This window comes from Amycolatopsis australiensis (assembly GCF_900119165.1).
Classification (GTDB): domain Bacteria; phylum Actinomycetota; class Actinomycetes; order Mycobacteriales; family Pseudonocardiaceae; genus Amycolatopsis; species Amycolatopsis australiensis.
The window spans coordinates 6446211-6468339 of sequence record NZ_FPJG01000006.1 but is presented as its reverse complement, the minus strand read 5'-3'; the positions used below and the strand labels follow the sequence as shown (position 1 = coordinate 6468339).

Genomic DNA, 22129 nt, shown 5'->3' with positions numbered 1-22129 from the left:
GTGGCACCGGCCGAAGCGAGCGCGGTGCGCAGCGATGCTTGCCCTGACAAGAGTGAAGTGCTGCCCGTTCCCCGGTACGGTATCCGGTCGGTCGGCACTCCGGCGATCGCCTCGGTCGGCGCGTCGATCGTGACGGTGAAGCCTTGGGTGTAGGTGATCTTCCCGAGATCGGCGAGTTCCAGCTGGCAGCTTTGGCTGTCGGACTTGGTCACGGACTCCGTTCGAGAAGACGCGTCCGCGCTGTCGGGAACCAGTGAGAGGCCGGCTACCGCAGCAGCGACGGAAAGCAGTGCGGCGACACGAATTCGACCCGGTCTCATGGACGACTCCAATGTTGTGTTTTCCCGACCGGCGAATCTATGGCCGGCCGGACGATTCCAGCAAGCCTTCGATACGGATCAGTCATCCCGCTACGATGCGCACACGGAGGATTTGTGCCGGAGATGCACGTTGCATCACCGGCTGCGACAGGCGAATAGTTGTAAACAGGTGGCGGCCGGCGCAAATCGGCGTGCAGCTGTCGGCCTGCTTCGGCGTGATCACGTCGCTGGTGGCCGTGCCGTTCGCCTGGGCTGGGGACTGAGCTGGGTCGACGTCGGCATCTTCGTCGCGTTCTACGCGGTCAGCGCGTACCACCGCTGCTTCACGCACGGCTCGTGACGAATGCGGTCGCGCCAGTACCGGCCACAGGTTCCGGGTACGTTGTGTAGCCTCTGCCGCTATGAGCTGGCTGCCCGACGACTTCGTCCACCCCGTCTACACGCCCGTGCTCGGCACCGCGCTTCACCTTCGGCCGATCCGCGAGGCGGACACTGCTCTCGATTATCCCGCGGTGATGGGCTCCCGGGAGCGTCTGTGGAGTATCTTCGGCCCGGCCTGGGCTTGGCCCAAGGAAACGATGACCTATGAAGAGGACCGCCTCGACCTGTTGCGGCACGAGAAGGAGATAGCCGCGCATCAGTCGTTCAACTATGCGCTGCTGGACGAGGAGGAGACCGCGATTCTCGGCTGCGTGTACATCGACCCGCCCGAGCGCACCGGTTCCGACGGCGAGGTGTCCTGGTGGGTGGTGGACGACCTCGTCGGCAGCGAAGTGGAGCGTGCGCTCGATGCGCTGGTGCCGAGGTGGATCGCCACGGACTGGCCGTTCCGCCGGCCTCGATTTCTGGGCCGCGACATCACCTGGCAGGACTGGCTCGCGTTGCCGCGGATCTCGTGACACGTCCCAAGCGGTGACTGGATCGGCGGACTACCGTCGGTAGCGACGAGGATCGCCGCGCTCATCGCAGGCGGCTGCGGCGGTCGGACAGCGTTTCGCCGGCTGACGCTCCCTCGTCAGTCGTCCGCAGCCGACCGCCTCGGGGCCGAAAGCGGATGTTGGCTGGACGATATGCAGTCGCCGGGCAGGGGAGTGGTCAGTGCGTCGGCTTTGCCGTCGATGACCGTCATGCAGGCGCGCCGCGACGGATGGGACTCGCAGGTGCTGAACCTGCTGAATGCCGAGGCGGCCGAACGCCGCTCGGACGAACTCACCGCCATCCGGCTGGCCACCGGCCCGGACAGGCCGGGCCGGCGATCGCGCCGCCAGCACCTCGCCGACGATTTGATCCAGCCGGCCCCGGAACCCGGCTCGGTTCCCGCAGCGCCGGCGCGTCGAGGTTGGGATGGTCGGGAGCCCGCGGCTTGGGATCGTGTTCGGCCGAGCGTGCCGGTTCACCTCTCGTGTGGCGAGCCGATCTTGTCCAGTTCGGTCAGGTCGTCGCGGGAGAGCGGGGTCGCCGCGCCCGCGACGTTCTCGGCCAGGTGCGCCGGCGACGACGTGCCCGGGATGAGGAGGATGTTCGGTGAGCGGTGCAGCAGCCAGGCCAGGGCGACCGACATCGGTGTGGTGCCCAGCCGGTCGGCGACCGCTGACAGTGTCGAGGACTGCAGCGGGCTGAATCCGCCGAGGGGGAAGAACGGCACGTAGGCGATGCCGTGGCCGGCGAGCTCGTCGATCAGCGGGTCGTCGTGGCGGTGGGCGAGGTTGTACATGTTCTGCACGCATACGATCGGCGCGATCGCCTGGGCTTCGGCGACCTGCTCGAAGGTCGCGTTGGAGACGCCGAGGTGCCGGATCAGGCCTTGCTGCTGCAGTTCCACCAGGGTGCCGAATGCCTCGGCGAGTGAGCCGGGCTGCGGTCCCGTGGCGTCACCGAGGCGAAGGTTGACCACGTCGAGTCGTTCCAGGCCAAGGGTTTCCAGGTTGTCGTGAACGGCGCGGCGCAGGTCCTCGGGCCGGCGGGCCGGGGACCAGCCGCCGTGCGCGTCGCGGTGGGCGCCGACCTTGGTCACGATGTGCAGTGACGGCGGGTAGGGGTGCAGTGCCTCGCGGATCAGCTCGTTGGTGACGTGTGGGCCGTAGGCGTCCGCGGTGTCGATGTGCGTGATACCGAGGTCGACGGCCTTGCGCAGGACGGCGATCGCGCCGTCTCGGTCCGCCGGTGGTCCCATGACTCCGGGGCCGGCCAGCTGCATGGCACCGTAGCCGAAGCGGGTGACGGTCAGCTCGCCCAGGGACCACGTGCCACCGGGCAGGGAAACAGTGTTGGTGCTCATGCCGTCGATGGTGGTCCGCCGCCGGGTGATGCGGCCAACACCGATCCGGTGGTCTGTGATACCGGGCAGGTATCACAGGGAGGTAGGCTGTGGTGTGGACATGCTGGAGACCCGCGAGCTGCGGTATTTCGTCGCCGTCGCCGAAGAACTGCACTTCGGCCGGGCTGCCGAGCGCCTCGGCATCGCCCAGCCGCCGTTGTCCCGGGCGATCCGGCAACTGGAGCGCCGCCTGGGTGTCGCGCTGCTGGTGCGCAACCGCCGCGGGGTCGCACTGACCGGCGCCGGCGAGATCCTGCTGCAGGAGGGGCGCGCCGCTCTCGACGCGGCGACGGCCGCCGTCCGGCGCACCCGGCGTGCCGGCAGCGTGTCGCACGGTGGCCTGGTGCTCGCGGTGAAGGCAGGCGCGTTCCACGAACTGCTGAACAAGCTTCTCGACGCCTACGCGGCCGAGCCGGACGCGGTCGACATCGACGTCCTGCCCAGCGGCACGTGCGAGCAGGAGGAGATGCTGCGCGACGGCCGCGCGGACGTCGCGCTGATGCACACGCCGTTCAACTCCCTCGCCGGGTTCGACAGCGTGGAGCTGATGACGGAGCGGCAAGTGGCGATCCTGCCGGCGAAGCATCCCCTGGCGACGCGGAAATCGTTGTCCCTGGACGAGATCGCGGACATCCCGGACCTGCCGCCGGCCCGCTGGGCCGGCCGCGGCGTGTATCCGCCGGGTCCGGGGCCTGAGGTCCACGATCAGACACAGCTGGCCCAGCTGATCGCTCTCGGCCGCACGATGACGGTGTTTCCGGAGTCGGCACGCACGTGGCTGTGGGAGGAACACGCCGCCGTTCCGCTGACCGACGCACCACCGGTCACCACCCACATCGTCTGGCCGGCGCACAGCCGCTCGCGCACCTTGGCCGGCCTGGTCCGGACAGCCTCGCGGCTGTGATGGGCGCATCCTCGGCATGTCACCTGAAACAGCGAATGCCTCAAGGAACAAAGCAAGTGAGAAACCTGGTACCCGTCCGTGGAAAGCCGTCGCCGTGGTCGGCGCGCCATGCTCGCATTGTTCACGGTCGCGCGCAGCGCCGCGTACGCCCGGCGACCATGGCGGCGAGGTGATGGTCGCGGGTACCCGGTCCGCGCCACGCCGATGGACCAGACCCGCGACAGAGGCTTGTCTCGGCGAGACAAGGTTCATTCGCACCGCCAGGCAACCCTCAAGGGACCTACCGTGGCGTGAGGAGGGAGCTGCTGCGGCCAGGCAACGCGGATTCGCGGCAGTTTCCGGTCACCGCCGAGGGGCGGCCGCATCGGTCGCAAGATACTCATACGCACCTACGCCACCGGCGCAGGGACGCAGCCTGGCCAGTTCCTCGTGCTTGTCCTCGGCCGGCGAGCCGCTGTGCGACCGCCCGTCGTTCTGCCGGTTCGCGTGCACCCGATTCGGATCGCGCGCGACCGGTTTGCCGGTTCGGCCGCGATTCGCACCGGCACCGGCACGGAAGTCCGGATCGAACCGGCGTTTCGTGTTTCGCACGACCTGACCGTCTTTCTCGGTTCAGGTTTTCACGATACGAGGGAATCAGAGCGCACGCGCCTGTTGCGGCCGTGCCGCGGCCTCCATACTGCTGACATGGCAGGGACGCCACGCGGACGAACCGGTGCACAGGCTTGCCACGGCGAGGACTTGCACGGTCGCGAAGGCGAGATTGCCGCCCTTCGGCTGCTCGTCGACGCCGCCCGGGCGGGTTCGGGCGGGGCGGTGCTGATCGTCGGGCCGTTGGGCCTGGGCAAGACCGCGTTGCTGTCCGAGGTACGACGCGGTGCCGAGGGATTCCAGGTTTTCGCCGTGACCGGTGTCGAACCCGAGCACACGGTCCGCCTGGGCGGCGTGTCCCGTTTGTTCGGGCTGAAGCCGCTCGTCCTGCCTGCGGGGACGCCTGTCGCGGCCGCGGAATGGGTGCGCGACCGACTGGTGGCGGCCGCGGACTCGGGCCGGCCGGTGCTGTGCTGCGTGGACGACGCGCACTGGCTGGATCCGTTCTCGTCACTGGTATTGGGCATGGCCGCCCGCCGCCTGTCCGGCACGCCGGTCGCGATGGTGCTGGCTGGACGGCCCGAAGTCACCGAGCTGGCCGGCGATCCGTTCGCCGGCGTCGACCGGCTGTGGCTGCGGGGACTTTCCCGCGACGACGCCAGTGCGCTACTGGCGCAGCGCGCACCAGCCGGCGTCACGGACACCGCTCAGGCCGACATCGTCGAACTCGCGGAGGGGAACCCGCTGGCGCTGGTGGAGCTGGGCGCCGCCCAGCCCGCCGAGCGGCTGGAACTGCCCGCGGACAGCCGGTATCGGGCCGCGGTGCTGCGCAGGTTCCGTGGCCTGTCGTCCGCTGCTCGGCAGGTAGTGGCGCTCGCCGTGCTCGAGGAGCGGTTGCCTGCGGACCGCGTGCTGGCCGGCCACACCGGCGCCGCAGTCGATGAAGCCTGCACCTGCGGGCTGATCCGGATCGAGGACGGCGCGCTGGTGCCGGCGGCGACGCTCGTCGGCGTGCTGCTGCACGCGGAGCTGTCGCAACGAGAGCGCCGGGACGCCCATCGTGCCCTGGTCCGGGTGTTGCATCCGGCCCACGACCGTGACCGGTGGATGTGGCACCGGGCCGTCACCCGGGAAGACCGGCTCGAACAGCGAGAATGCCGGGACGAGCTGGCCAACGCCGCCGAAGCGCTGTCCACGGCAGGCAACGTCGAAGCCTCCTCGACCGCGTGGGAACGGGCGGCGGCGCTGGCCGACCGGACCGAGGTGGCCACGCGATGGCTGCTGAACGCGGCGCGCGACTCGTGGTCCGGTGGCCGGCCGCTGCGCACGCGGACGTTGTTACGGCAGGTGCGTCCCGGGATCGGGACCCGGCAGCGGGCGCTCGCCGCGGCACTGTCCGGGGAGATGGCGCTGCGGGACGGCTCGCCGGTGACGGCGGCGCAGGAACTGCTGGCCGCTGTCACCGGGTTGGCCGAAGCAGATCACGAGCAGGCGGTGGTGGCGGCCGTGCTGGCCGGTGAGGCGTATTGCCTGACCGGCGACTATGCCGGGTTCCGGGCAGTCGCCCACCGCGCGGCCGCCCTGCGCACGACGAATCCGAGCCCGCTGGCGGCGCTCGCCCAGGACCACTTCGCCGGGATGCTCGCCACCTACGAAGGCCGGCACGCCGACGCGGTCCGGCCCTTGCGGGCCACCGTGCGCCGGGCGGCCGAACTGGACGATCCGCTCGGCGCGATCCTGGCCAGCCAGGCCGCGTACACCCTCGGTGACGCCACCGCCGTCGTCGAATCGGCCACCCGGGCCGTCCGGGCCGCCGAACTGCGCGGACAGCGGGCGTTGCGGCCGTGGGCGCTGGTGTACCTGGCCATGGGAGCGCTGCTGCTGGATCGCCACGCCGCGGCGGCCGCCGCCGGCGCGGCGGGCCTGGCCGAGGCGACCGCGACCGGCCAGCGCAACTGCGCCGCCGACCATCTCACCATTCTCGCGTTCCTGGCCGCGCTGCGCGGCGACCGGGAGCTCGTGCTGCTGCGACTGCGTGCGGCGGACGGCCCGATCCGCACGCACTGCCTCGCCCGGCCCGCGGCGCTGGCGTCCTGGGCGCTGGCTTGCGCCGACCTGGCCGACGCCCGGCCATCGGACGCGCTGGTCCGGCTGCGCATGTCCGCGTACGACACCGGTGGCCCGCACCTGGCGCTGCGGGTGATGGCCGCACCGCAGGTGGTGGAGGCCGCGGTGCCCTGTCACCAGCCGGAGGCCGGAAGCCGGGCGCTGAGCACGTTCGACGAGTGGATCGGCCGGTCGTCCTGCGTGCCGCGTCAGGCGTTGTCCCACCGCTGCCACGCCCTGCTGGCCGTGCGGCCGGGCGACCGGATGGAACACTTCAGCGAGGCGGTGCGGCTGCATCGCAGCGGCTACGGCGGCCTGGAGATGGCCAAGACCGAACTGCTCTACGCGCACGAACTGCGGCGCTGCCGCCGGCCGAAACAGGCGCGCGAGCTGCTCCGGGAGGCGCTCGCGGTGTTCAGCTCGCACGAGGCCCACCCGTGGGCGGACCGGGCTCGTGCGGAACTGCGGGCCGCCGGCGAGTCGGTGGCCGGCGGCCGGCCGGGACGGGCCGCGCTGACCGCGCAGCAGGCCCGGATCGCCGAACTGGTGGCGGACGGCGCGACCAACCGCGAGATCGCCGCGCGCCTGCTGGTCAGCCACCGGACGGTGGAACACCACCTGCGCAACATCTTCACCCGGCTCGGCGTGCGGTCCCGCACGGAGCTCGCCGCACTGCTCCGCTGACCCGCCGGACACCGGTGATTGCACCGATGCGGACCGTGCCGGGCTGCTCCCAGGATGAGGACGTGGTGCCCGGCACCACCGCACCAGTCCGCTCATCGCAGTCGCCGGCAGCCACGCTCCCGGCCAAGCAGACAAAGGGGTCAGCTCGTGATGTCATCCCACCGAAACCCGTGCACCGGCACCTGGTCACGCGGCCTGTTCCGGGCGGCGTCCATCGCCGGAGCCGGCGCTCTGGTCTCCCTCGGCCTCGGCGCCGGTGTCGCCGCCGCTGTGCCCGCCCCGACGTCCCCGTGCGCCGCCGTGCACGTCCTGGCCGCCCGTGGCTCGACCGAGGCGCCCGGGCCGGGCGCGATCGGGGCGCTGGTCGCCCAGATCCAGAGCGCGGTCAGCTCGACGGTCAGCACCTCCTCGGTCAGCTACCCGGCGCTGCTGACGCCGTACGACTACAGCAGCACGGCCGGGGACACCGCGGTCAAGCAGCAGCTGACCGCCCAGGTGCAGGCCTGCCCCGACCAGAAGATCGTCATGGTGGGCTACTCGCAGGGAGCGCAGATCATCGGGGACGCGCTCGGTGGTGGTGGCGGGGTGCTCGGCCTCGGCCCGGCCAGCAGCCCGGTCCCGTCCTCGGTCGCCGGCCACGTGGCGGCCGTGGTCCAGTACGGCGACCCGCGGCACATGCCGAACCTCTCGTTCGACCGGGGCACGGCCGTCGGCGCGACCGGCCTGTTCCCGCGGCTGCCCAGCCAGTCGCTGGTGCCGTTCGCGAACATCATCCGCTCCTTCTGCGACCTCGGCGACCCGTTCTGCGCCGGCGGCACGAACATCGGCGCGCACCTGGACTACACCCTGCTGTACGACCAGACGGCGACCGCGTTCGTGGTGTCCCAGCTGCGCGGCCTCGGCGTGAGCTGACCCGCCCGGATCCGGGCTGCGGTGGTGCCCGCCGACATCGGCGGGCACCACCTGTCGCCCATCCCGGCACCACCTGACGGTCGCGCGGCGAACGGGATGCCAGCAGGCGGTCGCCGTGACTTCTCGTGGGTCCTGGCGGGATGCATGCCCGCCAGGACCCGGCCGGGTCAGGCAGGCGAGAAGGCGTACAGCTTGTTGTTGTGCGCACAGGAGTACGTCTGGTCGGCGCACAACCCGAACCAGTAGCCCGAACCCCAGTAGACGGTGCCGTTCACGATCGCCGCGCCACCCACCACGGCGCCACCGCTGTTGAACCGCCAGAGGATGGCGCCGTTGCGGGCGTCGAGCGCGAACATGGTGTCGGCGGCCCCGTTGATACCACCGGCGTACACCACGCCGTTGGCGGTGCTGAGGAAACCGACGTCGAGGGTCGCGTACGGATCGGCGACCTGCCAGAGCTTGGCTCCGGTGGCCGGATCGAGCGCGGCCCACGATCCGCCGTCGGTGGTTGTCGTGGTCCCGTCCGCGCCCGTGATCCGGTACGGCTGGTGGTCGGCGTTGCCGATGCCCACGTAGATCCGCGTGCCGTCGGTGGCCGACCCCCACTCCATTCCGCCGAGGTCGCTGCCGGGTCCGACCACGGTGTGCCACAACTCGTGGCCGGTGGCCGGATCGAGCGCCCAGTAGATCCCGCTCTTCTGCCCGATGCCGAGGATGCGCCGGACGACCCCGTTCCTGGTGACCTGGAACAGGCTCGGCGCCTGGGCGAAGTCGTAGTCCGGTCCGCACGTGTCGCAGTCCACCGCTCCGACGTCGGCGCTGAGCGTACGGAAAGCCCACTGCACCGACCCGGTGTTCAGGTCCAGCGCGAGCACCGAGTCGGCGTAGTCGTCGTTCGCGGCCTGCCGGCAATCCTGTTGTCCCGGCTGGGTGCAGATCCCGTCGGGCACGGTGTAGTTGTTCCCGGTCGCGGCGAACAGCCGGCCGGTGGCATGGTCGACCACGAAGGAACTGCCCCACACCGAAGCGCCGGTGTAGCCGTCGGGTGCGGTGTAGCGCCGCCACCGCACCGCCCCGGTGGTCGCGTCCAGCGCCACGATCGCGCCGCGGACCCGGATCGGGTTCGGATCCCCGAACTCCACCCGGCTCGCGGTACCGACGTAGACGGTGCCACCGTCCACCACCGGCGACGTCGTCACCATCGCGGCCGGGTCGGCGTCGATGACGGTGCTCCACAGCCGGGCGCCGGTGATCCGGTCGGCGGCCATGATCCGGGCGCCACCGGTGCTCGGCACGCTGGAGACCCCGTCCCCGAAGATGACGCCGGCCGGGGTGACCGCCGGGCTGGTCCGCGACACGTCACCGGCCACCCCGCTGTAGTAGGAGATCGGGTGCTGCCACAGCACGGTGCCGGTCAGCGCGCTCAGGGCGGTGAGGTTTCCGCCGTAGTCGGGGGCGAACACGGTGCCCAGTGACACGGTGGGCGTGGCGGCCACGTCGCCGCCCAGGGACGCGGTCCACCGCGGCCGCAGCGTCCCGGCGTTGGCCGGCGAGATCAGCGTTTCGGTGGCGGCGTCGCGCGTGTTGCCGAGGTTCTGTCCCGCCACTGTCCAGCCACCGACGTACGGCACCGGTGTGGCGCCGGCGGGTGCGGCGACGAGCAGAAGACCGATGACCGTCAGGGCCGTTACCTGGCGTCTCATGGTCACCCCGCTGCCAGGTAGGCGTGCACGATGCCCATGACGCCGTCCTGCGCGGCCGGCGAGTCGTAGTAGCTGCTGACGGTGATCAGGTCACCCAGGTGCACGGTCGCGATGGGGTTTCCCGAGCAGGTTCCCATCGATGTCAGCGCCCGCATTCCGGCCATCGTGTCGTACCCGGCGTAGGAGTCGCACAGCGTTGTGCGTGTCGTCTTGTCGATTGCGGCTACGTGCACGCCGCCGACGTGCATGTGGCCGTTCGCGAACACCAGCCGCCCGCCGACCGCCGAAATCCAGCTCCAGGTGTGCACGCTCGGCCCCGCGGGGACGCTGTAGTCGGAGGTGAGACATCCTCCCGCGTCCAGCCAGAGGGAGCGTACGGGCGTGGTGGTGGCGGCCCCGGCGTAGGTGTAGGTGATGCTGAGGTAGACGGTCCTGGGGGTGCTGGAGTAGTTCATCAGGTCGGTCAGCAGTCCCCACCGGTCGAGGTTGCGGACCGGCAGCCCGTACCCGTCAGGGAACGATTTCTCGGTGCGCTCGTTGCCGGACGCCCAGATCCGGTCGCCCGCCATTCCGCAGACCGCGTCCCTGCCCGAGAGGTTGCTGATGACGAAATGGTGCAGCATCGGGCCGGTGTCCATGTTCGCCGTGCTGCCGTCCGCGTAGACGAGATCCGGCTTCTCGCCGACGATGTCGCAGGACGAGCAGGGCTTGGAGATGAGCGCGAAGCTGTTGGCGAGTTCACCGGGCTGGTCCATCGTCCCGGCGGGAATCGTCCACGGGCCGTACCGTACGGTCACGGTCTGGGTGGACACCGTTGCGGCGCCCGCCGGTACCACCGCCCCTCCGAGCATGGCCAGTACCGGTATCAGCAGGAGAAGAAGCCTGCGACGCATCCCGATCACCCCTTTCCTGGGTCTGGGTATTCGGGACGTGACGCTAAGTCCGGCCGCCCTTTTCGCGCATCGGTGAAACCACCGGCCGTATTCCCGGTGTCCCTCCCCGCCAGGGCGCGGGTGGACCGGCTCCGGCTTGGGGTTCAGCCCGGCCTTTCAGCGGATCTGCAGATGCGAAGACAGGGCTGATGGTTTTTGCCACGGGGGCCGGCGTATCCGGTTACGGCACCGCCTCCGGAAGCCCGAACAGGGGGAACAGTGCCGGGTCGAGGAACGTGTGCACGGCGGTGATGCGGCCGGCCGCCGTCGTGAACGCGTGGATCGCGAACGGGCTGCCTCGCCGGTACTGCGCCAGCCCGAGACCGCCGTTGACGTCCACCGGCACGAGCTGCGCGTCTTCGCAGGCCGCGCGCCGGGAGCGGAACCAGGCGGCGATCGAGGCACGCCCCCGCAACGTGACGTCGTAGGGCGGCATCGACAGCGTCGCTTCTTCGTGCAGCAACGCCACCAGCGCGTCGATGTCGAACCGCTCGAACGCTTCGACGTAGCGGGCGAGGAGCGCTCGGTCGTCACCGGACAGCGGTGCCGGGTCCGGGGCGGGCAGCGCGGCGCGGGCCCGCTTGAGCACCGCGTTGACCGCGTCCTCGGTCGTGTCGAGCAGCGTCGCGACCTCCTTGGCCCGCCACCGCAGCACGTCCCGCAGCAGCAGGACCGCGCGCTGGCGCGGCGAAAGCACCTGCAGGGCGGCGACGAACGCCAGCCGGACCGACTCGCGGTCCACCGCCGCGCGGGCGGGGTCGAGGACCCAGCGGTCCGGCACCGGCTCGATCCAGGCCTCCCGGGGGTGCGCGGGCCCGAGCTCGTCGGTGACGTTCGCCGGCAGCGCCCGGCGTCGCGCGTCCTGCAAGGCGTCCAGGCAGACGTGGGTGGCGATGGTGAACAGCCACGTCCGCAGCGCGGCCCGGCCGGCGAACCGGTCGAGCCCGCGCCACGCGCGCAGCAGCGTCTCCTGGACGGCGTCGTCGGCGTCGAACGCCGACCCGAGCATCCGGTAGCAGTACCCGGCGAGCTCCCGGCGCAGCGGGCCGAGCTGCGCTTCGAACGCGGCCCGGCCCGGCATGGTGGTCAGCATGTCACGCCGGCTGCCACCCGGAGGCCCACAGGTGCGTCGGCGGTGCCTCGCCGCGGAAGACCGCCGCGTGCCGCCGGGCGAACTCGGCGAAGGTCGTCGGCCGGACCCCGAACCTTTCGTGCGTGCCCAGGTCCACCCGGGACTCTTCGGCGCCCGTCCGCCGTTCGGCGAAGAGCTCGTCCATCGCGTCGGCGAAGAAGGCGGGGATCCCGGCCGCGAGCAGCTCCGCCCGCTTGGCCGCCGGGTCGGCGTCGACGTAGCGGACCGGCCGGCCGGCGACCGCGGAGATCCGCGCGGCGACCTCGGTCATCGTCAGCGCCTCGGGCCCGGTCAGCTCGTACCGCCCGCCGTCGTCGCCTTCGCCGCGCAGCAGGGCGACGGCGACGCGCGCGATGTCGCCGACGTCGACCGGCGCGAGCTTCGCGTCCCCCATCGGCAGCGCCAGCACACCGTCGCGCCGGATCGACGGCACCTCGCGGAAGTACACGGGCATGAACTGGCTCGGCCGCAGCACCGACCAGGCGAGCCCGGAGCCGGCGAGGTACCGCTCGACCTCGGCGTGCATCCGCGCGAACCGGAAGCCGGACGAGCTCCGGCACCCCCGTCCGGACAGCTTCACGACGTGCCCCACGCCGGCCCGCTCCGCGGCGTCGATGAACGCCTGCTGCGTCTCGACGAGCCGTTCGTCGGCCGAGGAGATCAGCAGGGCCCGGTCGACGCCGTCGAACGCGCTCGCCGGTGGGGCGAGCAGGTCGCCGGCCACGACGTCGACACCGTCCGGGAAGCCGGCGGCCTTCGCGCGGTCGCGGACCAGCGCGCGGACGGGCAGCCCGCCGTCCACGCACGCGCGCAGCACCGCGGATCCGGTCAGCCCGGTCGCCCCTGTCAGCAAGATCATGGGTTTTCCTCTCTCTCGCCTACTTGGACCATCGGGCCACCCGGAACTGGTCACGGCGGTGGATGCGGCCCTGTCGTCGAGCTGGAAGCGACCCCCGTCGAAGGGCGGGGACTGGCGCTGCTGGAAGCGGGCCGCATCGACAGGGTGCGCGAGCACCTCCGTCGCACTCTGGAACTGGCCGGAGCGCAGGTGACGGATGGTGCGAGGCCGAGGTGGTGATCGGTGATCCATGCGTGGCGTTCGAGCGGGCCGCCGGTACTGGCGATGGCGCTGTCCGCGCCCGACGGCGCCGGCCCCCGGTGCGTAGCCGCCGTAGTCGCTCGCACCGGCCGCGCCCAGGCGCTGGCGTACTCCGCAGCGGTCACCCAGTGCAGGCTGCGGAACGACGACTCGTCTGCGCCTTCGGCGATGTAGGCCCGGTCGGCGTGCCGCCAGATCACGATGCGCCAGCACTGGTCGAGATCCCTGTACGGCCGGCTGACGTCGCCCAGGAGGACCTCAGTAGAGGTCCACGACCGCAGTCCTGGCAAATGTCGTCCCACCAGGGGAAGCCTGCGGTCTGGCGGCCCTGACCGTCGGTGAACCGCAGTGCGGTGCTGGTGCCGCGCGCGAAGAACTCGATCTCGAATCCAAGAGCCCGTGTGAAGAGGTCGCGGTTGCTCTCGGCAACCACCCCCCGTCACTTCACTCGTGCACGCGACCTCCATGGAGTCATCAGTCGCAAGCAAGACCGGGACTGCCTACGCGGCATCTCAGGACGGTGAAGTCGGGTTCGTGGACAAGGCTGACATCGCAGACGAGCCGGACGGTCGTGGCCGTCAGTGGGCCAGCAGCTGCGGTGTGTGGTCTTGGGCTGTACGAAGGAGGGCAGGATCCGAGTCGCAGCAAGGCCTCGATACGTCGACATGGTGGCCCTGGCAGCCGATCCTGCGGCCGCGGCCGGTGAGTGGAGTCGGCTGACCGGTCGGAGTCAACCGGAGGAGTGAAGTGTCCTGGCTGGTCCGCGTCTTCGGCGGAACAGTCCGGGACGCTGCTCGGCTGGGACCTGCGGCTTGCACGTGAACGAAGTTGCGCAGGGCAGCGTCGTCGTCACACAGCTTGTGGCAAGGCTGGGCGCGGCGCCGCTGGTGTCGAAGACGTACTGTGCACGACCGTTCCGCTGTCCGAAGGGACGGACGCCGGTGCTGCCGGCGTCGGTGAAGATCGCCATTGCGCCGAGTGCGACGCCGAGGCCGTCGCTGAGCGCCAGCAGCCGCCCGGCGAAGGTGCGTATTTCGCCGTCCGCGCACCTCACTGGTATGTCGGCCGCGAGATCTTTCACCTTCGGCGCCGCCATCGCGCGCCGGAACCCCGCCCAGTGCGCGGCCTGCAGCTGGGCGGGCACGATCAGGTCCAGCGTCTGCCCCACGGCGTCGGCCGCCGGGTGGCCGAGCAGCTGCTCGGCTCCCGCGTCCCACTGCCGGATCACGCCGTCGGCGTCGACGACGAGCACCGCGTGCGTGGCCATGGCCTCGTCCTCGCCCGAGCCCTATGGGAACACAATCGCGACCGCAGGATCGGTGTGGCGGTGGTTCGGTGGCGGGGTATGTCCGCGCCGGCCGGTGCCATGCGGTTGCTCCATCGGTCGCCAGAGCGGCGATTGATGTGGCTTCAACCGTCCAGCCGGTCGGCGGCGCGGTGGCCAAGCGCCTGAGCCTGGAGTTCACCGGCGCCGGACGCGAAGCTGCCACGGTCATCGACGGCCTGAGCTTGCTTGACGAGCGTCTCGGTCAGCGGATCGGATCTGCGCTGTCGCCGGCGAGAAGCAGCTGAGGGACCTGGGTGAAGGACCAGCCCGCGCCGGCCGGTGCCAGGATCCACACGATGTCGAATCGGTTGTCCGGCCATTTGTGAGGAGGTGCGGGGTTGACCGTCCCGAACGCCTCGGTGAGCGCGGGGATTTCTTCGTGTTGCCAGCTGATCAAGGTGACGCCGCTGCGGCGGGCGGCTTCGGCCGCCAGCGCCGTCTCGCCGCCTTTGGCGAAGGTGGTGGTGACGGGGAGGCCGAGCCGGGCCGCCAGGGGGCTGACGGTTTCGCGGGGTCGCCGGCCTTCTCCGCCGGTGCCGCCGGCGGCGTAGATCGCCGTGGGGCGGCCGAGACCGGCCCGGACGCTGCCCGCGCCGGGCGCGAACAGCTCCACCAGCGCACCCGCGCGGGTCCAGCCGGCGACGGTCAAGGAGTGCGGGTCGGCGTTGCCGTCGACGTCGATGCCTTGAGGTGTGCCGGAGCCCGCCGGCTTCTCGGCGTGCCTGATGATCATGATCAGGGTGCCGCCGGCCGGTGCGGGCGGCAGGGCCGCGGGCTGGGCCTGCTCAGTAGTGGCGCATCCGCCGGTCAGCAGAGCCGCGGATCCGGCGGTGACGCCGAGCAGTGTCCGCCGTGACAGTGGGCGGGTTCCCATCTCGCTCCTCTTCGCCCGCACAGAGCGGGATGATGCTGGCACCGACTCGGGAGTGGGTCGGTGGGGTGTTGTTCGGCAGCGCCTGTTCGGCGGTGCGCGGCTCCGGCCGACCGCGTGGCGAAGGGCCGGCTCGGACCGCGAGGTGGCGCTCGTGATTCCGCCAGGTGAGGCGTGTGCGGTGAGGGATCAAGACGGTGCTGAACGTGCCGTGTTCACCGCGGTCACCAGTGCCCGGGCGGCCCAGTGCTGGACGCGGAGGATTCCGGCTGAATCGAGGCCGCAGATGTCGCGCAGCACGATCGTCGACTCGATGCCGATGACCACGGTGAGGGCGTGGGTCAGCAGGTCCAGCTCGTCCTGGTCGACGGCGCCCCGCAGCGGGGTCAAGGTGCGTTCCACGTACTCCAGGCGACGGCTCGGACGCGGCGGTACTCCCGGCTCGATCGGGTCGCGGTCGATGGTGTGGCGGATCATCTGCCGCAGCAGCGGCTCGTTGTCCAAGGTCATCCGGGACAGTGCGTCGACGAGGCGGTCGACCCGGTCGGCGACTGGCTCGTCGGCCGGGCCCCGGTCGATCGAGAGTTCCATGTTCTGCCGGGTCGCCTCGAGGGCTGCTTCGACGAACAGCTGCTCCGCGCTGGGGAAGTACCGATAGGCCGTGCGCCGGGAGATCTCGGCGGCGTCGGCGACCTCGGCAACCGACGGGCGCCCTCCGTCGGCGATCAGCCGGCCCGCCGCCTCGACGAGCGCCTTGCGCGTCCGGCGCTTCTGACTCTCCCGGCCCATCGGTGTTGACCCCGCTCTCGCTCAGGCTTAATGTCACACATGTGCCATGAAGGCATTCAACTGTCAGGATAGCAGTCGTGTGCCACTGACCTGCGAGAGAGGAACTTCGATGACCGAGCAACAGTCACAGGCCCCGCAGGCGCGGGTGGTGGGCCCGGACGAGGGCCGCGAACTGCCGCTGTTCGGCCGGGTGGCGATGAGCGGCGCCCAGACCGGTGGCGCCTTCGAGCTGATCGACTTCCGCGGCAACGCCGCCTGCCCGCCCCCGCACATCCACCGCGAGCGGGAGGAGTGCATCCACGTGATCGAGGGCCGGTTCACGTTCACGATCGGGATGGAGGAGGTCGAGGTGGTACCGGGAAGCTGGGTGTTCGTGCCGCGCGGAACGCGTCACGGCTTCACGGCGAGCCCCGACGCCCGCGCGCTGATCCTCGTCACCCCCGCCGGTCTCGAAGACTTCTTCGCCGAACTCGGCGGCGGCTTGGCGGCTGGGACGCCTACGCAGGAGTTGCGCGCGTCTCTCAAAGGTCGCTTCGACTCGATCCCCGCCTGAAGACTCGCTTGACGTGCGGGACCGGCTGCCGTGCGTGATCACCGTTCAAGCCGCCGGACGCGAATTCTTCGCAGCGTTCCGCCGGCTGCCGTTGATCATGTCGTTGAAGCGGTCGATGGCCCAGATGGTGCGCAGTCCCAGCGGGCTCATCATGACCGGGCGGGGGAACTTGGGCTTCCTCGTCCACACTACTTCCAGGTCTTCGGGGCGCTCGCCGTCGACGATGAGGTCGGCGATGAGGGATCCGACGTACGGCGCTTGGCCGAGGCCGTGGCCGTTGCACGCGATCGAGTAGAAGACGTTGTCGCCGATTCGGCCGGCGACCGGGAGCCACGACGGCGTGATGGCGATCCAGCCTCCCCAGGCACGGTCCACGGCCACGTCGGCCAGGCTCGGGAAGCGCGTCGCGAAGGCGTCCGCGAGCTCCTGGACGAGGCCTGGGTCGGGAGATTTCGTTCCCGCGGGGAGCGGGAAGGTCTGGCCGCGCTCGATCCGCCGGACGCCGAACACGATCGTGTTGCGCGGGGTCAGGCGGTAGTTCTCCATGATGTTGTGCTGGGTGACGAGCCCGGAACGGCTGGTCCAGCCCAGCGCGTCCAGGCGCTCCGGGGCGATCGGCTCGGTTTCCACCTCGATCACCCACAGGGGCACCGCGAGGTGCCGGGGCGCGATCTTCCACTCGCCCATGAAGGCGTTGGTCGCCAGGACGGCCCGGTTCGCGCGGACCTCACCACGGGGCGTCGAGATGACGACGCGAGCGCCGTCACGGACGACGTCCGTCACCTTCGTCCGCTCGAAGACGCGAGCGGACGACGACAGCAGACCCCGGCGCACGCCGCGGGTGAACTTGCCGGGATTCATGATCCCGCCCTCGGTTTCGCGCATGCCGCCGACGAAGCCGCGGGGGATGCCGAGCTCCTCGCTCGTGCCGAGCCGGACCTCGGTGCCGGACCGGCGCAGGATCTTGGCCACGCGACGCACCCGCCCCATCTGCCCGCGCGACACCGCGGCGAACGTGTTGCCGGTCTGCTCGTAGTCGCAGTCGATGCCGAGACGCTTGATGAGGTCTTCGACATGGAGCGCCGCGTGCTCGGTCAAGCGCGACATCGCCGGCATCTTCTTGCGGAAGAAGAGGTTCAGCAACTGGATGTCACCGCCCGGCGCGCTCGCCAGCTGACCGGCGTTGCGCGAGCTGGAGCCGTGGCCGCAGAACTCGCTTTCCAGCACCACGACGTCCCGGCCCCGCTCGGCCAGACGCAGCGCGGTCGACATGCCGCCCAGTCCGCCGCCGATGACCGCGACGTCGCAATCGAGGCTCCGGGTCAAGGGCGGCCGGACATCGGACGGCGGGTCGATCCAGCCGCTGAAGGTGCGGTAGTCGACGTCGGCTGTCTTCATGAGCTCACTTCCGATCCCGGTCAGGCCCGCGCCACGCTGCGGACGGGCTCGATTCCGATGGCGACGTTGTGGTCGTGCAGGGCGCGGTAGGCCCGGAACATGATGAACAGCTGGGTTCCCCACGTGGCGAGCGCGAGGGTGTAGAAGGTCGTGCGGTACTGGTCGTCCGGAATCGGGAAGAAGTCGTACAGGACCGCGATGGTCAACCCCGCCGCGGTCGCCAGCGCGGTCGCCACCGCCCGGCCCTTGGCGTCGACCCGCCAGAGCCGCCACACGAAGTAGGCGAGGTAGACCGCCGTGACGGCGTTGACGACGACGTAGAAGGTGGCCGGGCCGGCGTGGAATCCCCGGTGGAACTGCTGGAGGTACAGTCCCGCCGCCGTGGCGAGCGCGAACGCGGCGATGTCCGTTGCCACGGACGGCTTGTAGCGGTGCGTCACCCGCATGAGGCCCAGCACGAGGATGAGCGTGATGCCGACGGACCGCGAAAACGCGTCCAGGAAATACGCGACGAAGTACATGAAGCTGTGCTCGTCGCCGCCGAGCAGGGACCACAGCAGGAAGTTCGTTCCGGACGTGGCGACGACGATCCATTCCAGACCCAGCAGGTAGTTGCCGTAGCGCCGGATGAACTTCCAGCCACAGGTGAAGCCCGCGACGATCATCCAGACGTCGGCCAGGGCGAACAGCAGAGCCATCATCTCGGGTTCCTTCGGTTCAGTTCGGTTGAAGACGGTGACGGGGGGCGCGTGCGCGGGAGACGACGAGCGGCACCACCACGAGCAGGGCCAGGACGACCGCGAGCCAGTAGCCCGAGCCGTAGAGGTCCGCCGCGGCGACCGCTTGCCCCGTGCCGGGCACGGGGACGACCGCGACACTGAGGTCGGCGCTGATCAAGGCGGTGCCGACGGCGAAACCCACCGCCATGAACGTCCCGGCGACGCCGGCGGCCATGCCGGCCTTTTCCTCGGGCACCGCCATCTGCACCATCGCGAAGCCGGCCGCGTAGCCGACGCTGCAGCCCAGGCCCATGACGGCGGCGCCGACGAGGTAGTGCCACTGCTGGTCGTGAGCGAGGGCGAGCCAGGCGAGACCCGCGGCGCTGACCCCGGCACCGGCCAGCAGCACCGGCACGCCGTGCCCACGGGCCACCGGACGATCCGCGAGGGCACCGCCGAGCAGGAACGTCACCGCGAACGGCACCATGAGCCAGCCCGTCTGAAGGGCGCTCAGACCCAGGCCGTAGGCGTCGCCCGGGCGAAGGGCCCCGGGGACGACCTGGGCGTAATCGCTGACCAGGAGCAGGTAGGCCGCGTTCACCGCCGCGAACAGCGCGATGCACACGCACGCCGCGGTCACCGACCGGGCCTTCATCAAGGCGACGTCGAAGACCGCCGTGGCCGACTTCCGCTCGACGCGCACCCAGAAGATCCCGCCGACGGTGCCGACGACCAACGGGATCAACGCCCCGGCGCCCCACACCAGACCCTGTGTCAGCGTCAGCAGGATCGCCGCCACCCAGCCGATCATCCAGACCGTGCCGGCCACGCCGATGCGGCCGTGGGGCTCGGCGGGCGGGGTGTGCGGAACGATCACGTACGAGGCGACCGTCGTCACGGCGAACGCGACGGTCAGGATGACGAAGAAGCTCCGCAGCGACAGGTACTGCACGATCAGGCCGCCGCCGATCATGCCGGCGACGATGCCGATCCCGGTGGCGACGACGAGAACCGCCACGCCCACCGTGATCCCGCCCTGGCCCAGGTTCCGCCGGAGGAATCCGAGGGGAAGCAGCTGGGCGGCACCCCCGAACCCCATCACGAAGCAGCCCGCCAGCAGGGCCGGGTAGGAGTTGCCCACGGCGGGAACGAGCGCGCCCATCGTGAGGAAGGCGGAGGCGACCACGGACGCGTGGCGATCGCCGCGGAGATCCGCGAGCCGCGGCAGCAGGATGAAGCCGGCGCCCCCACCGAGGGTGAGTGAGGTGTAGACCCAGGTCGTCCGGGCGAGCGTGGCGAGGTGGTACTGCGCCTCGATGACCGGCAGGAGCGGCGGCACCACGAAGATGACCGCGTTGGTCAGGATGACCAGCAGAGCGCCCATTCCGATGAGCGGTCCCCTGCCCGGCGGACGAGTGGGCACCGCGTGGGGAAGTCCGGGCCGATGGAGTTCTGCCATGTTCGTCTCCGATGACGTGGGCGGGCCTGCGATCGATCCCCCGTGAGCTGCGTCATGACGCTAACTCTTCTTGGTCATGCGATCAAGACGTTTGACCAATATTTCGGTCGCGTGAGACTGGTAGGGTTGCGTTGACTGAGTCAGCTGTCCCAGTCGCACAGCACGTGAAGATCAGGAGGGCTGCATGCCACGCGTCCCGGCCGGCGAGCGGCGTCAGGAGTTCGTCAACGCGGCGGTGGAAGTCATCGCCGCCCATGGCATCGACGGCGCCACGACGCGACGGATCGCCGAACAGGCCCGAGCACCGCTCGCGACGCTGCACTACTGCTACGACTCCAAAGAGGACCTGTTCGCCGACGTCTTCGACTTCGTGGCCGCCCGGTTCCAAAGCGTCCTCGCCGACAGCGACCCGCACGCCGGCCTCGCCGTGACGGCCCGCGAGCTCCTGCGCGGGGTCATCGGCTGCTACTTCGAGTCGCACAGCTTCGCGGCGACGACACTGGAGCTGTTCAGCTGGGCGCAGCGGCAGCCGGAGAACCGCGGAACGGGGGTCTACGAGCGCGCGTTCGACACGATGCGCACCATCCTCCGCAACGCGGACCAGGAGAAGCAGCTCACCGCCGAAGCCATCGACGACATCATCGACGTCATCGCCGCCTTGGCGGACGGCTTCGCCATCAACTGGCTGACGCGGGGCGGGCAGACGCTGGCCGACGAGCAGCTGAACCTCGTCACGTCCGTGCTGGACAGCTGGCTCGCGGCCCGGATCGGGCAGGCGGCGGCGAAGCGGCCCAGGAGCCGGTCCAGGGTGAAGGCCGCCTCGAACCGATCGACCTGAGCCCTTCACAACGGGAGGTCCGGGGAGTCCACGCCGACGACCCGGTCACCGCAGAAGACCCGGACCGACTCGGCCGGGCCGTGCCCGCCGATTCCGGCCGGGCCCCAGAAGCTCTGCGCCGAGCCGGCACCGAGGTCGGCGAGTTTCGCGCCGTTGACCCGTACCTCTCCGGCCGACAGGCGCGCCCCGACCTCGATCGCGCGGCCGGTGTCGGCGCCGAACACGTAGGCGTCGAGGCCCGAGGGGTGGGCGTTGGCGACGCGCACTGCCTCGTCGTCGGAGTCCACAGCGTGCAGGGACACGACAGGACCGAACAGCTCGGCGGTGGCGTGGGCCGGGTCGACGCCGGTGGCGATGGTCGGCGACAGGAAGTATCCGTCGAGCTGAGGCAGTCGAGCAGGCTGGTAGATGACCGCGCCGAGGTCACGCAGCCGCTCGATTCTTCCTTGCAACGTCCGGAAATGCGGCGCGTTGGAGATCGGCCCGAGTTCGGCGTCGTCGTCGAGCGAATGACCGACGACGAGCTTCGCGATCCGCTCGCCGAGCGCTTCGAGCAGGGGCTCGGCCAGACGGCGGTGCGCGAGGATCTTGCCGGGCCCCTCGCACCACTGACCGTTGAGCTTGGTCAGGCCCTCGAGGATGCCGTCGGCCGCGACGTCGAGGTCGGCGTCGTCGAGGACGAGCACCGGGTTGTTGCCGCCGAGTTCCAGCTGCAGGACCTTGAAGTCCTCCGCGGCGGCCCGTGCGATGGCGCGGCCCGCCCCCGGCCCGCCGGTGAAGGAGACGATCTTGACGCGGGGGTCGGCCGTCAGCCGGGCACCGACGTCGCCGGCGCCGTGCACCAGTTGCAGCGCGCCCGCGGGCAGGCCCGCCTGGACGAAGCACTCGACGACGATCTGGGCGCTGCCGGGTGCGTGCTCGGAGGGTTTGAGGAGGACCGGGCAGCCCGCCGCGACGGCGCTCGCCGTCTTGGCGGCGGGGATGAAACTCGGCCCGTTCCACGGGGTGAGGATCGCCGCGGGGCCCCAGGGCACCTTGCAGAGCCGGACGTCGCGGCCGCCGGCGGCCAGCGCCGTGACGCGCGGGATGGTCTCCAGATCGGCTGCCGCCGCGCGCAGCCGCGCGGGCAGGAAGGCCGCGAGTGCGCGGGTGACGCTGATCGGGGTGCCGCTCGTCAGTGCGTCCGTCCGGGCAAGGTCCTCGGCGCGGGCCGCCAGGTTGTCCGCGACGCGTCGGAGCAGCTCGGCGCGTTCTCTCCGGGCGTCCTCGTCCCAGCGGCCGGCGTCGTAGCACCGGTCGGCGTGCCGCAGCGCGTGTTCGACGTCGCCGGGCGTGGTGGTGACGAGAGGGTGGAGCGGAGTGCGGGTGTTGGGATCGAGGTTCCACGCGCCCGGCACGGTCGCGCACTCGCGCCACTCGCCGGCGATGTAGTTGACCGGCTGGGGAATCGTCATGACGTTCGCCTTCGCAACAGC

At 70.8% G+C, this 22129-nt stretch carries 19 protein-coding genes and 1 pseudogene; 7 read left to right on the top strand and 13 right to left on the bottom strand.

The window, feature by feature from the left end; all coding sequences use genetic code 11:
* Positions 1-454: 454 nt before the first annotated feature.
* Both BT341_RS46855 and BT341_RS31505 read left to right on the top strand, forming a co-directional pair.
* Positions 455-657, top strand: a pseudogene (locus tag BT341_RS46855) (hypothetical protein); the annotation flags it as partial.
* A gap of 64 nt (positions 658-721) precedes the next feature.
* Positions 722-1219, top strand: a complete 498-nt coding sequence (locus BT341_RS31505; RefSeq protein WP_072479721.1) for a GNAT family N-acetyltransferase — start codon at positions 722-724, stop codon at positions 1217-1219.
* Positions 1220-1713: 494 nt separating this feature from the next.
* On the opposite strand, the gene BT341_RS31500 is transcribed toward BT341_RS31505, so the two are convergent.
* Positions 1714-2598 (bottom strand): aldo/keto reductase family oxidoreductase, encoded by an 885-nt coding sequence (locus BT341_RS31500; RefSeq protein ID WP_072479720.1) that lies wholly within the window; start codon positions 2596-2598, stop codon positions 1714-1716.
* Positions 2599-2698: 100 nt separating this feature from the next.
* Here BT341_RS31500 and BT341_RS31495 point away from each other — a divergent pair, with 100 nt between their 5' ends.
* Complete coding sequence (locus BT341_RS31495; protein ID WP_072482287.1) at positions 2699-3541, top strand: LysR family transcriptional regulator; 843 nt, start codon at positions 2699-2701, stop codon at positions 3539-3541.
* Between the two features lie 342 nt (positions 3542-3883).
* On the opposite strand, the gene BT341_RS44550 is transcribed toward BT341_RS31495, so the two are convergent.
* Positions 3884-4132, bottom strand: a complete 249-nt coding sequence (locus tag BT341_RS44550; protein ID WP_143168688.1) for a hypothetical protein — start codon at positions 4130-4132, stop codon at positions 3884-3886.
* 150 nt (positions 4133-4282) lie between these two features.
* On the opposite strand from BT341_RS44550, the gene BT341_RS31490 reads away from it, so the two are divergent.
* Together BT341_RS31490 and BT341_RS31485 are read left to right on the top strand one after the other, a co-directional pair.
* On the top strand, positions 4283-6922 hold the full coding sequence (locus BT341_RS31490; RefSeq protein ID WP_177328938.1) for a LuxR C-terminal-related transcriptional regulator: 2640 nt from the start codon (positions 4283-4285) through the stop codon (positions 6920-6922).
* Positions 6923-7072: 150 nt separating this feature from the next.
* Positions 7073-7834 carry a cutinase family protein gene (locus BT341_RS31485; protein WP_072479718.1) on the top strand — a complete coding sequence of 254 codons (762 nt, stop codon included), beginning with the start codon at positions 7073-7075 and terminating at the stop codon, positions 7832-7834.
* Between the two features lie 167 nt (positions 7835-8001).
* Here BT341_RS31485 and BT341_RS31480 read toward each other — a convergent pair whose 3' ends face one another.
* The 7 genes from BT341_RS31480 to BT341_RS31450 form a co-directional block, all read right to left on the bottom strand.
* Complete coding sequence (locus BT341_RS31480) at positions 8002-9537, bottom strand: outer membrane protein assembly factor BamB family protein (RefSeq protein WP_072479717.1); 1536 nt, start codon at positions 9535-9537, stop codon at positions 8002-8004.
* 2 nt (positions 9538-9539) lie between these two features.
* On the bottom strand, positions 9540-10334 hold the full coding sequence (locus tag BT341_RS31475; RefSeq protein WP_177328937.1) for a hypothetical protein: 795 nt from the start codon (positions 10332-10334) through the stop codon (positions 9540-9542).
* Positions 10335-10650: 316 nt separating this feature from the next.
* Positions 10651-11562 (bottom strand): RNA polymerase subunit sigma-70, encoded by a 912-nt coding sequence (locus tag BT341_RS31470; RefSeq protein ID WP_072479715.1) that lies wholly within the window; start codon positions 11560-11562, stop codon positions 10651-10653.
* Position 11563: 1 nt separating this feature from the next.
* Positions 11564-12460, bottom strand: a complete 897-nt coding sequence (locus tag BT341_RS31465) for an SDR family oxidoreductase (protein WP_072479714.1) — start codon at positions 12458-12460, stop codon at positions 11564-11566.
* Between the two features lie 970 nt (positions 12461-13430).
* Positions 13431-13967: a PAS domain-containing protein gene (locus tag BT341_RS31460; RefSeq protein WP_072479713.1), complete on the bottom strand. Its 537-nt coding sequence runs from the start codon at positions 13965-13967 to the stop codon at positions 13431-13433.
* 262 nt (positions 13968-14229) lie between these two features.
* A complete protein-coding gene (locus tag BT341_RS31455; protein ID WP_072479712.1) occupies positions 14230-14901 on the bottom strand; it encodes a hypothetical protein in 672 nt (223 codons plus the stop codon).
* Positions 14902-15087: 186 nt separating this feature from the next.
* Positions 15088-15687: a TetR/AcrR family transcriptional regulator gene (locus tag BT341_RS31450; RefSeq protein WP_072479711.1), complete on the bottom strand. Its 600-nt coding sequence runs from the start codon at positions 15685-15687 to the stop codon at positions 15088-15090.
* 109 nt (positions 15688-15796) lie between these two features.
* Between BT341_RS31450 and BT341_RS31445 the strand changes: the two genes are divergently transcribed.
* Positions 15797-16240, top strand: coding sequence for a cupin domain-containing protein (locus BT341_RS31445; RefSeq protein ID WP_072479710.1), 444 nt, complete (start codon positions 15797-15799; stop codon positions 16238-16240).
* Positions 16241-16285: 45 nt separating this feature from the next.
* On the opposite strand, the gene BT341_RS31440 is transcribed toward BT341_RS31445, so the two are convergent.
* Genes BT341_RS31440 through BT341_RS31430 form a run of 3 tightly spaced genes read right to left on the bottom strand, consistent with a single transcriptional unit; the run spans position 16286 to position 19741 of the window.
* The gene (locus BT341_RS31440) at positions 16286-17638 is read right to left on the bottom strand and encodes an NAD(P)/FAD-dependent oxidoreductase (RefSeq protein ID WP_072479709.1); all 1353 of its coding nucleotides are present in this window, start codon (positions 17636-17638) and stop codon (positions 16286-16288) included.
* 20 nt (positions 17639-17658) lie between these two features.
* Complete coding sequence (locus BT341_RS31435) at positions 17659-18339, bottom strand: transporter (protein WP_072479708.1); 681 nt, start codon at positions 18337-18339, stop codon at positions 17659-17661.
* Positions 18340-18355: 16 nt separating this feature from the next.
* Positions 18356-19741 (bottom strand): MFS transporter, encoded by a 1386-nt coding sequence (locus BT341_RS31430; protein WP_218177785.1) that lies wholly within the window; start codon positions 19739-19741, stop codon positions 18356-18358.
* Between the two features lie 259 nt (positions 19742-20000).
* Between BT341_RS31430 and BT341_RS31425 the strand changes: the two genes are divergently transcribed.
* A complete protein-coding gene (locus BT341_RS31425; RefSeq protein ID WP_072479706.1) occupies positions 20001-20654 on the top strand; it encodes a TetR/AcrR family transcriptional regulator in 654 nt (217 codons plus the stop codon).
* Positions 20655-20659: 5 nt separating this feature from the next.
* Here the strand turns inward: BT341_RS31425 and BT341_RS31420 are convergent, their stop codons facing one another.
* Positions 20660-22108, bottom strand: coding sequence for an aldehyde dehydrogenase family protein (locus BT341_RS31420; RefSeq protein ID WP_072479705.1), 1449 nt, complete (start codon positions 22106-22108; stop codon positions 20660-20662).
* Positions 22109-22129: the final 21 nt, after the last annotated feature.

Bases quoted from the DNA above. Each gene is read 5' to 3' on its own strand.
- BT341_RS31505 (WP_072479721.1), top strand. From the start codon at position 722: ATGAGCTGGCTGCCCGACGACTTCGTCCACCCCGTCTACACGCCCGTG.
- BT341_RS31500 (WP_072479720.1), bottom strand. From the start codon at position 2,598: ATGAGCACCAACACTGTTTCCCTGCCCGGTGGCACGTGGTCCCTGGGC.
- BT341_RS31495 (WP_072482287.1), top strand. From the start codon at position 2,699: ATGCTGGAGACCCGCGAGCTGCGGTATTTCGTCGCCGTCGCCGAAGAA.
- BT341_RS31485 (WP_072479718.1), top strand. From the start codon at position 7,073: ATGTCATCCCACCGAAACCCGTGCACCGGCACCTGGTCACGCGGCCTG.
- BT341_RS31480 (WP_072479717.1), bottom strand. From the start codon at position 9,537: ATGAGACGCCAGGTAACGGCCCTGACGGTCATCGGTCTTCTGCTCGTC.
- BT341_RS31470 (WP_072479715.1), bottom strand. From the start codon at position 11,562: ATGCTGACCACCATGCCGGGCCGGGCCGCGTTCGAAGCGCAGCTCGGC.
- BT341_RS31465 (WP_072479714.1), bottom strand. From the start codon at position 12,460: ATGATCTTGCTGACAGGGGCGACCGGGCTGACCGGATCCGCGGTGCTG.
- BT341_RS31460 (WP_072479713.1), bottom strand. From the start codon at position 13,967: ATGGCCACGCACGCGGTGCTCGTCGTCGACGCCGACGGCGTGATCCGG.
- BT341_RS31455 (WP_072479712.1), bottom strand. From the start codon at position 14,901: ATGGGAACCCGCCCACTGTCACGGCGGACACTGCTCGGCGTCACCGCC.
- BT341_RS31450 (WP_072479711.1), bottom strand. From the start codon at position 15,687: ATGGGCCGGGAGAGTCAGAAGCGCCGGACGCGCAAGGCGCTCGTCGAG.
- BT341_RS31445 (WP_072479710.1), top strand. From the start codon at position 15,797: ATGACCGAGCAACAGTCACAGGCCCCGCAGGCGCGGGTGGTGGGCCCG.
- BT341_RS31440 (WP_072479709.1), bottom strand. From the start codon at position 17,638: ATGAAGACAGCCGACGTCGACTACCGCACCTTCAGCGGCTGGATCGAC.
- BT341_RS31435 (WP_072479708.1), bottom strand. From the start codon at position 18,339: ATGATGGCTCTGCTGTTCGCCCTGGCCGACGTCTGGATGATCGTCGCG.
- BT341_RS31430 (WP_218177785.1), bottom strand. From the start codon at position 19,741: ATGGGCGCTCTGCTGGTCATCCTGACCAACGCGGTCATCTTCGTGGTG.
- BT341_RS31425 (WP_072479706.1), top strand. From the start codon at position 20,001: ATGCCACGCGTCCCGGCCGGCGAGCGGCGTCAGGAGTTCGTCAACGCG.
- BT341_RS31420 (WP_072479705.1), bottom strand. From the start codon at position 22,108: ATGACGATTCCCCAGCCGGTCAACTACATCGCCGGCGAGTGGCGCGAG.